The sequence below is a fragment of the Sphingomonas eleionomae genome, assembly GCF_049889035.1.
Taxonomy (GTDB): Bacteria; Pseudomonadota; Alphaproteobacteria; order Sphingomonadales; family Sphingomonadaceae; genus Sphingomonas.
Genome location: NZ_JBLTWP010000004.1, coordinates 282,316 through 297,002 on the forward strand (window position 1 = coordinate 282,316; position 14,687 = coordinate 297,002).

The 14,687-nt window shown below is 65.5% G+C and carries 13 protein-coding genes; all 13 read right to left on the reverse strand.

Annotated elements, in window-relative coordinates; translation table 11 throughout:
* Positions 1-9: 9 nt before the first annotated feature.
* The 13 genes from ACNI3Q_RS12605 to ACNI3Q_RS12665 all read right to left on the reverse strand — a co-directional run bounded on the left by ACNI3Q_RS12605 (position 10) and on the right by ACNI3Q_RS12665 (position 14,627).
* Positions 10-501 carry an EF-hand domain-containing protein gene (locus ACNI3Q_RS12605; RefSeq protein ID WP_426277185.1) on the reverse strand — a complete coding sequence of 164 codons (492 nt, stop codon included), beginning with the start codon at positions 499-501 and terminating at the stop codon, positions 10-12.
* Between the two features lie 39 nt (positions 502-540).
* Positions 541-2,040, reverse strand: coding sequence for a tryptophan halogenase family protein (locus ACNI3Q_RS12610; RefSeq protein ID WP_426277187.1), 1,500 nt, complete (start codon positions 2,038-2,040; stop codon positions 541-543).
* Complete coding sequence (locus ACNI3Q_RS12615; protein WP_426277189.1) at positions 2,037-3,074, reverse strand: cupin-like domain-containing protein; 1,038 nt, start codon at positions 3,072-3,074, stop codon at positions 2,037-2,039. The genes ACNI3Q_RS12610 and ACNI3Q_RS12615 overlap by 4 nt, the downstream gene beginning before the upstream one ends.
* A 5-nt stretch (positions 3,075-3,079) precedes the next feature.
* A complete protein-coding gene (locus ACNI3Q_RS12620; RefSeq protein ID WP_426277191.1) occupies positions 3,080-3,811 on the reverse strand; it encodes a SapC family protein in 732 nt (243 codons plus the stop codon).
* A gap of 140 nt (positions 3,812-3,951) precedes the next feature.
* Entirely contained in the window at positions 3,952-7,053 is a 3,102-nt protein-coding gene (locus ACNI3Q_RS12625) for a TonB-dependent receptor (RefSeq protein ID WP_260020169.1), read from the reverse strand.
* Between the two features lie 275 nt (positions 7,054-7,328).
* Complete coding sequence (queA, locus tag ACNI3Q_RS12630; RefSeq protein ID WP_426277193.1) at positions 7,329-8,363, reverse strand: tRNA preQ1(34) S-adenosylmethionine ribosyltransferase-isomerase QueA; 1,035 nt, start codon at positions 8,361-8,363, stop codon at positions 7,329-7,331.
* Between the two features lie 16 nt (positions 8,364-8,379).
* Complete coding sequence (locus tag ACNI3Q_RS12635) at positions 8,380-9,072, reverse strand: peptidylprolyl isomerase (protein ID WP_426277195.1); 693 nt, start codon at positions 9,070-9,072, stop codon at positions 8,380-8,382.
* Positions 9,073-9,137: 65 nt separating this feature from the next.
* Positions 9,138-9,653, reverse strand: a complete 516-nt coding sequence (coaD, locus tag ACNI3Q_RS12640) for a pantetheine-phosphate adenylyltransferase (protein ID WP_426277197.1) — start codon at positions 9,651-9,653, stop codon at positions 9,138-9,140.
* Complete coding sequence (locus ACNI3Q_RS12645) at positions 9,650-10,540, reverse strand: polyprenyl synthetase family protein (RefSeq protein WP_426277199.1); 891 nt, start codon at positions 10,538-10,540, stop codon at positions 9,650-9,652. The genes coaD and ACNI3Q_RS12645 overlap by 4 nt, the downstream gene beginning before the upstream one ends.
* Positions 10,541-10,557: 17 nt before the next feature.
* Positions 10,558-10,803, reverse strand: coding sequence for an exodeoxyribonuclease VII small subunit (locus tag ACNI3Q_RS12650; protein WP_426277201.1), 246 nt, complete (start codon positions 10,801-10,803; stop codon positions 10,558-10,560).
* A 48-nt stretch (positions 10,804-10,851) separates the two neighbouring features.
* Positions 10,852-12,570: an AMP-binding protein gene (locus ACNI3Q_RS12655; protein WP_426277203.1), complete on the reverse strand. Its 1,719-nt coding sequence runs from the start codon at positions 12,568-12,570 to the stop codon at positions 10,852-10,854.
* A 98-nt stretch (positions 12,571-12,668) separates the two neighbouring features.
* Complete coding sequence (locus ACNI3Q_RS12660; RefSeq protein WP_426277205.1) at positions 12,669-12,869, reverse strand: hypothetical protein; 201 nt, start codon at positions 12,867-12,869, stop codon at positions 12,669-12,671.
* A gap of 78 nt (positions 12,870-12,947) precedes the next feature.
* A complete protein-coding gene (locus tag ACNI3Q_RS12665) occupies positions 12,948-14,627 on the reverse strand; it encodes a GGDEF domain-containing protein (RefSeq protein ID WP_426277207.1) in 1,680 nt (559 codons plus the stop codon).
* Positions 14,628-14,687: the final 60 nt, after the last annotated feature.

The window sequence follows — 14,687 nt, forward strand, 5'->3', positions numbered from 1 at the left end:
ATTGCCGCTCTATCGCCTGCGCTGCGGGGGGCGGTCGCGGCGCATGTCGCCATCCATGCTGCGTGCGCCCGCGATGGTCAGCATCTCTGCACGGGTCAGGCGGCCGTCCTTGTCCCGGTCCATCCGGTCGAACCCCTGGTTCATCGCGGCCAGACATTCGTCGGGCGTGATCCGGTCGTCCCGGTCGCCATCAACGGCAAAGGGGCTGGGCAGGGCATTGCGATCGCCCAGATAGCGTTCGGCCCAGTCCGACCAGGCGATATAACCGGCCGCAACCCCGCCCTTGTCGAGCATCGGGCGAAAGGTGCGATCCACACAGGCGACCAGTTCCGCCCGCGCCAGCACGGCATCGCCATCGCCGTCGCATCCGGCAAAGAACAGCGCCAGCGGCTCTGCCATGATCAGCGCGCGCGGCATGGTGGGCACGACCGGCGGCGGGGCGGGGGGCGCGGCCTGCTGGCCCGACAGGGCGAGCAGGGCGGCAAGGGCAATCGCACTCATCCTGTCAGCGTGGCCGCGCTTGGCAGCGGGCGCAAGGGGTCAGGCCGCGCGGGCCGGACAATATCCCGCCACGAAATCCGCATGATGCGGCATCTGGCCCACCGCACGGTCGATCTGCTGCTTCAGGTCGCGCAGCGATTCCGCCAGCCGGGGCGGCGGGATCATGCGCGCGACGGCGTGCCAATCCTGCGGCTCGACGCGCTGGCCCAGCATCACCTGAATCCAGCTGTCGACCCGGAAGATATCCTCGCCCGCCTGAAACGCCTGTGCGCTTTCTCGCCACAGGGTCATGCGCGCCCGCAGGCTGTCGGGCAGGGTCATCGACCGGCACCGCTGCCAGAACGGACTGTCGTCGCGCTGGGTCGCGGCATAGTGCAGGATGATGAAATCGCGCACGCCCTCCAGCTCGGCAATGCTGATCGCGTTGAACCGGTCGGCCAGCGCCTGATGGCTGCCAGTGCCGAACGGGAACATCTGAATCAGCCGCGTGACCGCGATCATCATCAGGTGGATGCTGGTTGATTCCAGCGGCTCCAGAAACCCGCTGGACAGGCCCATTGCCACCACATTGCGTTCCCATAGCCGCGCGCGGCGGCCGGTGGTGAAGCGCAACTGGCGCGGATCGGTCAGCGGCCGGCCCTCGATCGCGCCGAGCAGTCGGTCGCGCGCCGCATCGTCGGACAGATAGTCGGTCGAATAGACCAGGCCGTTGCCCACCCGCGTCTGCAGCGGAATCTGCCAGCGCCAGCCGGCATCATGCGCGATGGCGCGGGTATAGGGTACGGCCGGGCGCACCGCTTCGGTCTGCACCGCCTGTGCCGCGTTCATCGGCAGCCATTCGCTCCAGTCGACATAGGGCACGCCCAGCGTCTGGCCGAGCAGCAGGCTGCGAAAGCCGGTGCAATCGATAAACAGGTCGCCCGCGATCATCGTGCCGTTTTCAAGGTGCAGCGCGGCGATATCGCCGGTTTCGCCATGCTGTTCGACGCGGGCGATCCGCCCCTCGACCCGGCGGACGCCCTGCCGTTCGCTGATCGAGCGGAGGAACCGGGCATAGGCGGTGGCGTCGAGATGAAAGGCATAGCTGATCTTTGCAGCGTCCGAGACGTAGAATTTTTCCGCGTCCGCCGCCTGATGCTCGAAACAGTAATCGCCGATCGGCCCGGCAATCCCCTGTCGCCGCGCCTCCAGCCAGATATGTTGGAAATCCGCCATCCAGGTGGATTTGCCGACCACGCCGAAGCTGTGGAGATAGCGGTCGCCGGGCTGTGCCCAGTTTTCGAACGCGATGCCCAGTTTGAACGTCGCCTGGGTGGCGGCCATGAATTCGCGCTCGTCGATGCCGCACAGGGTGTGGAACGACCGGACGGTGGGGATCGTCGCCTCGCCCACGCCGACCGTGCCGATCTCGTCCGATTCAACGAGGGTGATGTCGATCAGCGCGCCCAGCTGTTTCGACAGGGCGGCGGCGGCGCACCATCCGGCGGTGCCGCCGCCGGCAATCACGACACGGGTGCGGGCAGGGGAGCGATCGGTCATCGGTTCATCTTTTGCAGGATCATGGCACGCAGGCGGCGCGCCTCCATCGGGTCCATCGGCGCGGCAAGCGGCCCGCGGGCATGGGGCGGAAGGGGATCGCCCGCGCGCGTCGCCGGGCCGAACACATAATGGTCGAACAAGGCGCGCCACGCCGCCTTTTCCCCGTCCGGCCGGTCGCGCAGCGAGAGGAGGCCATGCAGCAGAGTCAGCATCGGCGTGTCCATGTGGGGCGATGCCTGGTTCCACCAATAGTTGATCATGGCGTTGAACGGATCCAGCGCCTCGACCTGATGCCACCACAGCGCGGGATAGATCAGGGCATCGCCCGGCTCCATTTCCGCAACCTCCGCCGCGGCGAGGGCATCGGCAAAACCGGGATGCCGCGACAGGTCGGGCGCGGCGAAATCGACCGTGCTGATGACCTGGCCCGCGGGCGTGGGATCGAGCGGGCCGGGATAGAGATTGCCGATCTGATCCGGCGGGAACAGGGTGAAACGGCGGCCGCCGACCATCGTCACGGCGATGTTGTTCGACATGTCGAAATGCGCGCGTGCGGTGGTGCGGTTGCCGATCCAGATGCTGACCAACGGCGGATGCGCGGCAAGCGACGGATCGCCAAAGGGCAATGCCGCCTCTGCGCGCAGGCCGGGCAGATACAGATCGAGATCGGTCGATCCGACATACAGGCTCGGCGCGGCGGGATCACCCAGCGTGGCGGCGATCCGGTCGAGCGTTTCCGACAGCCCGGCACGGGTGGCTGAAAAGTTCAGCCCGCGATACTCGTCGGCATAGCCGAACCGTCCGCCAATGGAAGGATCGCCGCAATAGACGGTGATCGGGCGGCCGCCATCAAAGGATTTGAGATAGGCGATGGCATGATCCGGCCCGGCGCGGCCTGCCGCGACCAGCGGCAGATCGCGGGCGATGCCGCGCAGGATCGCCGGCCGCCCCTCTGCGATCAGATCGGCGATGGGCAGCGTGGCTGCATCCGTTCCGTCGATCACGCGGGTCCGGGCAGGCACGGTCAAAGCCATCGCGGCTATTCCGCCTCTGCCGCTGCCAGCAGCGCGACCTTGCGGTCGATCAGGGCGCTGATATTGCCGAGCGAGGCGATCAGATACAGGGCGGGCGCAAGAAAGCCACGCGCGTGCAGCGTGCCCAGTTCATCCCCTGTCAGGTCGGCAAAGCGTGCCTGGCTGATCGTCAGATAATCCTCGAGCGCATAGATTTCGCGGTCGTTGAGCGCCAGTTCGAGTGCGATCGGCTCGATCAGGTCAAGCGCCTCCCACGCCGCATAGCATTCGGCGGCGACGGCATGGCCTTCATGAATGGTCCGCAACACCTCGATCATCGCGTCGAGCACCGGGCCGTTGCCGCCATGGGGCAGGAATACCGGATGGCCCATGCCGCCATCGCTGACGATGCGGGGATGATCCAGATCGATATGGATCATGGGTTCGCGCACGCCGTCCCGCTCACCCAGTCCGATCAGGAACGGGCCACGCGCCATCAGCGCGGGGATATAGCGCGCGTCCCAGCGTTCGTCAGTGACGAACAGATTCTCGCCCCGGTCAAGGCCAAGCAGGGCAACCGTCTGCAACGCGCCGTCCTCATCGCGCATCAGCAGCATGGGATAATCGCGCTGCACGGCCTCGAACTCATTGGGCAGCACGGCGATCTGGTTCACCGCCTCCCCAAAGCGGGCGCCATGGCCCGGCGCGATCTTCAGATCCGCATGGTCGATATTGTTGAGCAGGGCATAGTTGGTCATGGCGGCAGTCTATCGGATTTGCAGGTAGGCGCGACCCCCCAGGGTGCAGCGGATGGAAAAAGGCCGTTGCACGCAGGCAACGGCCTTCCTCCCCCTCCTGAGCGGGTAAACGAAGCGGCCTTGTGAAAGGCCGCCCGTCATCAGAAGCGGTAGCGCGCGCCGACCAGGATGCGCGGCTTCAGCTCCTGGGCGAACACCAGGTTCGTTTCGGTGCGGGCATATTGCCGCAGCGATTCGCTGGTCAGGTTGATCGCTTCCAGCGACACCGCGATGTTGTCCGAGATGTCGTAGCTGATGTTCGCATCCAGCGTACCGAACGCGGCGGTGAACAGCGGGTTGCGGTTCGCGCCCTGGTTGGTCGCCGTCAGGAACTTGTCGCGCCAGTTGTACGACACGCGGGCCGACAGGCCGTTCTTGTCGTAAATGCCGGTCAGGTTGGCGCTGTCGCCAAGGCCGGTCAGCGCGAACACGTTCTCGTTCGGGTTGGCATAGGGATCGACATTCACGTCGCCGTTCACCTTGGTGTACGACGCAGCAAAGCCGAAGCCGCTGTTCCCGAAGAAGTGCGTCCAGGCCACTTCAAAGCCGTTGATCCGGCCTTCGCGGTTGTTGATCGGCTGCGACACTGCAAAGTTGAACAGCGGATCGTTGGCGGCCGCCACCACATCGACCTGTGCCAGCAGTGCGTTGACGAACGCATCGTTCAGCGCGCCGTTGGCATAGTTGGAATTGAACGCCGCCGTGGCTGCTGCCGCGTTGCCGTTGTTCTGGACCAGCAGCGCCGTGTACGAGAACAGGTTGATGTCCGACACGTCGTAATTGTTGGCGCGCAGGAAATCGAGCGCCTGGCCCGAACGCGTGCCCGCTGTCCCCGAGCTGGGATCGCGCAGCCCGAACAGGTTCCGGTTTTCAACGCCGGTGCCGATGAAGTTGCGGACGCGCTTGTCAAAGAAACCGACCGAGATGAAGCTCGACGGCTTGTAATACCATTCCAGCGACACGTCGAAATTGTCCGACAGCAGCGGCAGCAGGGCAGGGTTCTGCGAGCTGCCGGTCGGCACGCCGCCCGTCGCGGTGGGACGCGGCGGGGCAAAGGCGCTCGCGGTAGCGAACAGGTTGCCATAATCCGCGCGGGCCAGCGTCTTGCTGAACGACACGCGGCCGACCAGGTTTTCGACGATGTCGATGTTGAAATCGAGCGACGGCAGCAGGTTTTCATAGCTGCCGGTGCCGACCACTTCCGACCCGGCGCCGCCGGCATCGACGAAGAAGTCGTTGTCGGCCGCCCAGCGGATGGCGGACGGGATCGCCTGGATACCCACCGAACGGACATCGGTCTGTTCGTAGCGCACGCCGATCACGGCGCTGGCGCGGCGGCCGGCGATTTCGCCGTTCCACGTCATCTGACCGAACACGGCCCAGGTCTTTTCAGCGACCGTATCGTCCGACGGCGGGTTGGGGCCGACGGGCTTGCCGCGCTGCGCATAATAGGGGCTGAGCACGTTGTTGAGGTCGACGGCATTGCCGCGGAACGCGATCAGCGCCGATCCGGTCGAGCCGGGGTTGAACGCATCGAACTTGCAGGTCAGGCAGTAGGTGCTGACCAGATCGCCCGCGATCTGGTTGATGAGGCCCGTATCGGTGATGCCCCAGTCGCCAAGGGTCTGCGTCGTCTGCTGAGAGGTCGAGCGCATCTTGGAATCGACATACTGGCCGCCGAAATCGAACCGGCTGCCTTCACCGAAATCCCAGGCCAGGCGGGCGGTTGCGCCGTTGATCCGCTGTTCCTGACGGGAGGTGACGGTGCGGCCGACCTGCGAGCCGAGATCGGCCAGGTCGAGCGTGTTGTTACAGTTGCCGCCGCGATTGGTGCAGTCGTTGATGGTTTCGGCCTGCTGCGGGAAACCGTCGACATAGGTCAGCGAATGGCTGGACCGCACCGGCGCGCCGATCGCCACCAGCGTGGCAGAGGTGCCGTTGGGGTTGTTCGGGTTCGACACCGACTTCGAATGATAGCCATCGACGATCACGCTGAGATTGTCGGCCACTTCCCACTTGGCGTTGCCGCCGACCGAGTAGAGCTCGGTCTTGGTGGCAAAAGCCTGCTGCTCATAGCCCTTGTCGGCCTGGATCGCTTCCTGAAGGAAGATCGCCGACTGCATCTGCGGGTCGCCATCGAACCGGATGCGGCCGAACGGGCGCTGGAACCAGTTGGTCTGTTCGCTGCGGTCTTCCTGCAGCGAGTTGCTGGCATACAGCGCGTCGATGCTGAGATCGAGCGAGTCGGACGGACGGAATTGAACGACGCCCTGCGCGTTGATGCGTTCGCGGCGGTTTTCCGAGAACTGATAGCGGCTGTCGTTCGGGATCTGAACGAACGAAGTGGTCGGCCGGTTTTCGATGACCGTATTGGCGTTCACGTACGTGCCCGAATTCAGGAATTCGTTCAGCGGCACGATGTTCCAGTAGTTCGGGTTCGCCTGAACCGACGCCGAGTTGCGCAGCTGATAGCTGCCGAACAGGGTCGCGCCAAAGGTGCCGTCCGGGTTGCTCCAGTTCAGCAGGCCGGACAGTTCCGGGGTGATGTGGCTGCGGTCGTTTTCCGCGTCGCTCATCGACACATCGTAAAGTGCCTTGGCGCCGATCGAGCCGGAAAAGCCGGTTTCGCGGGAATCGAGCGGCTTGCGCGTCACGATGTTGATGGCAGCGCCGATGCCGCCCGACGGCACGCTGGCGCGGCCGGTCTTGTACACCTCAAGCGCGCTGACGCCTTCCGATGCCAGATTCTGGAAATCGAACGAACGGCCGGTGCCGCGGGCAAAGGCGTTGCCGGCGCTGGTATCGACGTTCGATGCGGGCAGCTGGCGGCCGTTGATCGTGACCAGGTTGAAGCCGCCGGAGAAGCCGCGGACAGCGACCTGCGAGCCTTCACCGTTCACGCGGTTGATCGACACGCCGGTGATCCGCTGCAGCGATTCAGCGAGGTTGGTGTCGGGAAACTTGCCGATGTCTTCGGCCGAGATCGCGTCGACGACGCCGGCGGAATTACGCTTGATGTCGATGGCCCGGTTGATCGATGCGCGGACGCCGACGATGACGATGTCTTCATCGGTCTGATCCTGGCTGGTCGCGGCGGGATCAGCTTCCTGGGCGGATGCAATGGTCGGAACGGCAAGGCTGGCGGCGACGGCAATGACCGACGCAGAACGGACCAACGCCGTGGACAGCGAGAACTGCTTCATATTCCCCCTCCTAAAATCGGCCGGATGCGTGTCCCGCCGTTGTTAAAGATACCGGTGAATCACGCGATCCACGCTGTTAGCGGTATCACAGTCACAATGACTGTCAAGCGCCGCGGTAACAATTTGTCCTACGTTGTCAATCCGACAATGTGGGATTTCGACCGGAACTGTTCAAAACGGGTGGTAAATCCGACCGTTTATAATCATATATATGATTATTTTAGAACTAAATATCGCCGGTTTTAGACTTGTCTGAGTGGGGGGCTGGTTTCAGGTCAGGCGCGGGGCGGTAGCAACAGGCTGGCATCGCCATAGGAATAGAAGCGGTACCCCGATGCAATGGCATGGGCATAGGCTGCCTGCATCCGATCCAGCCCCATAAGCGCCGATACCAGCATGAACAGCGTCGACCGGGGCAGATGGAAATTGGTCATCAGCCCGTCGATGCCGCGAAAGGTGTAGCCGGGGGTGATGAAGATCGCCGTGTCGCCTTCGAACGGACGGATGATCCCGTCCGGGCCGGCGGCGCTTTCGATGAGGCGAAGGCTGGTCGTGCCGACCGCGATGATGCGCCCGCCGCGCGCGCGGACCGCATTCATCCGGTCGGCCGTCGCGGCGTCGATGCGACCCCATTCGGCGTGCATCCGGTGATCGTCGGTGTCGTCCGCCTTGACCGGAAGAAAGGTGCCGGCGCCGACGTGCAGCGTCAGGGTTGCCGTTTCGATCCCCGCTGCGGCGATGGCGTCCATCAGCGCGGGCGTGAAGTGGAGCGACGCGGTGGGCGCGGCAACGGCACCCGCCTCCCGCGCAAACATCGTCTGGTAATCCGCCCGGTCGCGGTCGTCGATTGCGCGCTTTGACGCGATATAGGGCGGCAGCGGCACCGTGCCCGCCCGTTCCAGCAGCAGTTCGACCGGCTCCGTCCCCTCGAACTCCAGGGCCAGGCTGCCATCCTCGCCGCGCTCGCCGGCGATGGCGGTGACGCCCGCTGCGAAGTCGATCCGGTCGCCGGCGCGGACACGCCGGGCATTGCGGACAAAGGCGCGCCAGCGACGCGGCCCTTCGCGTTTGTGCAAGGTCGCGCCGATCCGGGCATCGCCGCGCATCCCCTCCAACTGGGCAGGGATGACGCGGGTGTCGTTGAACACCATCAGGTCACCGGCACGCAGCATCCGGGGCAGATCGGCAACGCCCATGTCCAGCGTCGCATCGCCGTCCAGCACCAGCATCCGCGCGGCATCGCGCGGCTCGGCGGGCCGCAGCGCGATCCGATCATTCGGCAGTTCAAAGTCGAAGGCATCGACCTTCATCAGTCAGGGAACCGGTTCAGTTGCCGGCGGGCGGGATTACCAGGTCGGCATCCTCGTTCGGCACCGCTGCCTTTGTCTGATCCGCCTGATAGGGCGGGGGATTGTCCGCCGCGATCCAGGCATGAAGGATGCGGGCGGGCTGAGCCGGCGGCTCGCCGCGCGGGATGGAATCGACATATTGCATCCCGTCCAGCACGCGGCCGAACACGGTATAGTCCCGGTCCAGCGACAGGCGGGGGGCCAGCATGATGAAGAACTGGCTGTTCGCGCCATTTTCCGCCTTTGCCACGATTTCCGCCGGAGCGCCCTGCGGCGCGCCTGGGCGGGCCGCGGACACCGCACCGCGAACATGGGGCAGATAATTGAATTCCTTTTCCAGGTCCTGCAGCTCCGATCCGCCCGTGCCGTCGCCCTTGGGATCGCCGCCCTGTGCCATGAAACCGTCGATCACGCGGTGAAAGACAAGGCCGTCATAGAATTTCTGCCGGGTCAGCGTCTTGATCCGCTCGACATGCTTTGGCGCGACGTCCGACCGCAGCCAGATGGTGACGCGCCCGCCAGTCGACAGATCGAGGATCCAGAGATTTTCCTTGTCCGTCGTCGACGGGGCAGGGGGGCGATTGCTGGGCACCAAAAGCTGCTGCTGCGCCGAAGCGGGGGCCGCCCAGAGGGTCGCCAGGGAGAGGAACAGGACGGAAAGAAAACGCATGCAAACCCCGACTGACCGGATAATCCGGCGCGGCTTAGCCCAATTCCGCGCTTAGTCCAATGCCATCAGGCGCGGCTGCCCTTGCGCCCGATGCTCTCCACCCGGGCGATGACCTCTGCCTCCACGGCCGGGGTGACAAAGCGGTTGATCGGCCCCCCGAACAGCGCGATTTCCTTGACCAGGCGGCTGGCAATCGGCTGCAACGCGACATCGGCCATCAGGAAGACAGTGTCGATGCGGTTGTTGATCTGCTGATTCATGCCCGCCATCTGATATTCATATTCGAAGTCGGCGACGGCGCGCAGGCCGCGCACGATGATCCCCGCGCCTTCCCGCTCGGCAAAGTCCATCAGCAGCGAATCGAAACTGACGACTTCGATGTCGCCTTCGATCCCGGCAACTTCGCGGCGGACCGTCGCCATGCGTTCATCGACGCTGAACATCGGGTTCTTGGACGGATTGGTCGTGACGCCGATGACCAGCCGGTCGACCAGTTTCGCGCCGCGCCGGATGATGTCCATGTGACCCAGCGTGATCGGGTCGAAGGTGCCGGGATAGACGCCGGTGCGGGGGGCGCTCACCGGTCGCGCTCCAGCACGTAGCGGGCGATGTCGCGCAGCAGGTCCGCTTCGGGGCCATAGGCGTGGAGATGTTCGATCGCCTGATCGACCAGCAGCCGGGCCTGTTCGCGGGCGCGGTCGATGCCGAGCAGGGAAAGGAAGGTTTCCTTGCCCGCCTCGCCATCCTTGCGCAGCTTCTTGCCGGCCGCTTCCTCGTCCCCCTCGACGTCCAGAAGATCGTCCGCGATCTGGAACGCAAGGCCGATGTCGCGGGCATAGCCGCGAAGGCCGGTGCGCCCGTCGACCGGAACCCGGCCCAGGATGGCCCCTGCCTCGACCGAGGCGGAGATCAGGGCGCCGGTCTTCATCGCCTGAAGCCGGGTGACGGTGGGCAGGTCGAACGTCGTCTCTTCCGCCTTCAGGTCCATCATCTGTCCGCCGCCCATGCCGGCGGGGCCGGCGGCGCGGGCCAGATCGGCGATCAGTTCGACCCGGACGAACGGATCGGCATGGGTATCCTCATGCGCCAGCACGTCGAAGGCGAGATCGTGCAGGCAGTCGCCGGCCAGGATTGCCGTCGCCTCGTCAAACGCCTTGTGCACCGTCGGCTTGCCCCGGCGCATGTCGTCATCGTCCATCGCGGGCAGATCGTCGTGGATCAGCGAATAGACATGGATCGCCTCGATCGCCAGCGCGGCGCGGGCCATGCAGCGCCGGTCGACGCCGAACAGCCGGCCGGTGGCAAAGACCAGCAGCGGGCGCAGCCGCTTGCCGCCGCCGATGCTGGCGTGGCGCATCGCCTGATACAGGCTGGCACGGGCATCGTCCGGCACGGGCAACAGCCGGTCGAACTGCCGGTCCATTTCCTCGCCCACATCCGCCAGCGCGGCGGCGAGCAACGGTGTCATCCCCCCCATGGCGTTGATTATCCTGCGTTGAAGGGCTGAATGCCGGTCGGCTGGCCATCGGCCCCGGCGCGCACCGCCTCGATTCGCATCTGCGCGCGCTCCAGGCGTTCCGCGCACTGGCGGCGCAGGGCATCGCCCTGTTGATACAGGTCGATCGCGCGGTCCAGCGGCACGTCGCCGCTTTCCAGCTGGGTGACGATCCGTTCCAGTTCTTTCAGCGCGTCTTCGAACGAAAGCTGCGCGACTTGGGTGTCCTCGGCCATGGCGGCAGCTATGCGGCAGCCCCCGGCCGCTTGCAACCGGGGAAGCGTTCAGCCGCGCGCCGCCGCCTCTGCCATCACCTCGGCGACCAAATCCTTGCGGCTCAGTTTGCCGATCATCGTCTTGGGCAGGGTCAGGCGCACGATCACTTCGGCCACGCGCTCATGCTTGCCCAGCTGCGGGTTCAGCCAGTCGCGCAGCGCCGCGCCGTCGATCGGTTCCGCCTCCGGATGCAGCGTGACATAGGCGTGCGGCCGCTCGCCCAGATATGCGTCGGGCAGGCCGATCACCAGCGTCTCCTTCACGGCGGGGTGGTGATACAGCAATGCCTCGATCTGGCTGGGGAATACCTTGAACCCGCCAACGGCGATCATGTCCTTCAACCGGTCGACGATGCGGATGAAGCCGTCGGCATCGATCGTGCCGACATCGCCGGTGCGCAGCCAGTGGCGGCCGGGTACGCGGGTGTCGGGATCGTCGATGAACACCTCTGCGTCCGCTTCGGGCCGGTTCCAGTATCCGCACATGATCTGCGGTCCGCACACGACGATCTCGCCCGGTTCCCCCTCCGGCGCAGGGCGGGTGGGGTCTTCCTTGTCGACCAGCCGGACGCGGGTGCCGATCAGCGGCTGGCCGATGGTGCCGGTCTTGCCCTCCGCGTCATAGGGATTGGTCGAGACGACGCCCGAACTTTCCGACAGGCCATAGCCCTCGATCACGCGGGCGCCGGTCTTTTCCTCGAACGCCGCCTTCAGCTCGGCGGCGAGCGGCGCGCCGCCCGAGATGCAGATTTCCAGCGACCGCAAATTGGTCTGCGCCAGCTTCGGATGGTCGAGCAGCGCGCGGTACATGGTCGGCACGCCGGGCAGGGCGGTACAGCGCGCCCGCTGGATCGCGTCCAGCGCCTGACCCGCATCGAACCGGGGCAGCATCACGATCTCTCCGCCCGTCACCACGGTCCGGTTGAGGACGCAGGTATTGGCAAAGACGTGGAACATGGGCAGCACGCCCAGCACCCGGTCCTCCCGCTTGCCCAGCCGCGGGTCGAGCCAGGCCACCTGACGGGCATTGGCGGACAGGTTCTGGTGGCTGAGCATCGCGCCCTTGGGCGTGCCGGTGGTGCCGCCGGTATACTGGATCAGGGCGATGTCGCGTTCGGGATCGATGGCGGGCGGGGTGTGCCGTCCGTCATTGGCGATCAGCGCGGAAAAGGCGGTGACACGCGGATCATGCGGCTTTTCCGTCACCTCGCTCTGCCGGAACAGGCGATAGAGGATGGATTTCGCCATCGGCAGCGCGCCGGCGACCGATCCGACGATCAGGCGTTCCAGGCCGCTGCGGTCCAGCACCTTGAGCGCGGTGGGCAGCAGCGCGCTGGCCGACAGGGTGAACAGCGCCCGCGTGCCCGAATCCGCAACCTGCGCCGCCAGTTCGTCGACGGTATAGAGCGGCGAGAAATTGACGACGGTCGCACCCAGTTTGAGGATGCCGTAATAGGCCGCGACATAATGGGGCACGTTGGGCAGGAACAGGCCGATCCGGTCGCCCTTGCCATAGCCCATCCGCGCAAGGCCGGCCGCGACCCGGTTCGCCCCGTCCAGCGTTTCGGCATAGCTGTAATGCCGGCCGAGGAAATCGATCAGCGGCGCCTGACCCTTGACGCGCGCGGTCTCGTCGAACAGGTCGATCATGGTGGCCGGCGGCAGCGCCTGATCCCAGGGTCCCGGATGCCGATAAAGCGTGCGCCACAGGGGGTCAAAGTCCGTCATTGACACAGGTGTAAGCACCGGATTTCCGGCGTGCAACCGTGCTTTTTCATATGGTTCGATGGTTCAGCGACGGGCAGGCAGTTGACGCTGCGGCATGCTTATCCGGCGATGCGACGACCGGTCCAGGTGACCAGAATATTCACGGCCAGAACGCCCAAATCGAGCGCCGCCTGCACCTTGTGCGGGGCCGTGTCGCCCGAATCATGGGTGATGATGCGGATGTCGGCGTTGGGTTGGCGCATGGCGGCCAGCGCCAACAGCGCCAGCACCGCTCCAGCCATGATACGCCGCTTGCGCATAGCGCGTCTCCCCAATCCGTCCTCCATTAACCTGAATGGCGTCGGGCGGCAAGTGAACAGACCATGGGTCGCCCCGGTTCAGGCAGCGGCGCCCAGCGCGCTGCGAACGCGGTCGCGCCCGGCAGCCTTGGCATCGAATAGCGCGCGGTCGGCGCGGCGATAGAGCGATTTCCAATCCTTTTCGTCCGACAGCGGGCCGGTGCAGCAACCGATGCTGGCGGTGACGGTCAGGTCGAACGGCATCCGTGCAGCGCGCAGCCGGTCAAGCACCGCATCGGGGCTGATCGCCGATGCCGCGTCCTGCACCAGCACGAATTCCTCGCCCCCGATCCGTGCCGCCAGCGATCCTTGCCCCGCCACCTCGCGCAGCATCCGGGCAAAGACGCGCAGCACCTCGTCCCCGCCATCATGGCCCAGCGTGTCGTTGACCCGTTTGAAATGGTCGATGTCGATGATCATCATCTGCTGCTCGCCCGACCGACCGATGGCGCGCGACAGGAACGACCGGCGATTGAGCAGCCCGGTCAGCGGCTCGGTGTCGGCCAGCAATTGCGCCGCGATTGCGCCGGCCCGCGCAGCATCGCGTTCCCGGCTGAGCAGGTGAATGCGATAGGCGATCGCCAGCGACGACAGCAGCGATTCGGCTGCCATCGCAATGATCGTCGAATTGTCGGCCCAGAAATTCCAGGGGAGCAGCCCCAGATTGATCATGGTCCGCGTGGTGCCCGACAGGATCGGCATTGCCCAGGCAAGGGCGAACATCCAGCGATAGCGGCTGCGCCGCGCCCAGCTGGCCCACAGCATCATGCCGGCCAGCAGCATGACGGCCCCGAAACTGAGCGTGTACAGCCGGTCGGCCAGATGGATCGACCAGTGCGACAAGGGCGCAAAGCCAACGCCGACGAGGATCAGCAGGCCCGACACGATCAGCTGAATCCGGCTGAGCCAGCCGTCCATCACCCGCGGTTCGAAATAGCTGCGGGCAAAGAACAGAGCGGCGGAGGCGGACGCGGCAAGGAAGAAGTGATTGAACCGGATCCGGTCATTGTTGGCGATGTCGGGCACCGCCCACGCCAACAACCCCGACGAGGACAGCGTATAGCCGAGCAGCAGCGCCACCATCATGCAATAGAGCAGCTGGAACCGGTGGCGCAGCGCGCCCCACATGGCGAGGTTATAGACGATCAGTGCGATCGCGAGGCCGGCGAACCCGGCATAGACCGCCGCCATTTGCAGCGAGCCGCGCCGCGCCTCTTCCCGCGTCATGACATGCGCCCCGACCAGGACACCGCGCATGTTCGCACTGTCGTCAACGCGCCAGACAAGCCGGCGCACGGGCGCATCATGCGCCGGAATGGTCCATCCGATCAGCGCGCCGAGTTCGATATGCCGGCTGATGTCGCGATTGGTGAGCGATTGGGTGACGCGCCGGCCATCGGCGTAAAGCACGGTCAGCGCGATATCGCCCTGCCACAGGCTGGCGATGCGGATGGTCAGCGGATCTGCGGCCGTGGACGTCCGATCAAGCGGGCCGGACACCGCCCAGTAATCGCCGGGACCCAGTTTGCGCTGCTGTTCCCCGCAGGTCAGCCGCTCTGCCGGGGTCTGCACAATGGTTTCGGACGTATCCCCGGCCTGCACGGCGGCAACGCAGACCGGCAGCAGATCGGCATCCGGCGGAACGACGGCATGAACCGCCGCCGGGGCCAGCCAGGCGGCGACAACTGCGAACAGGCCAAGGAACCGGATCATCGGCATTGGCCGCATCGATAGCGGGGGGTTCGCAAAGATTAGGTAAATCCGAAAGTTAGCATGGCG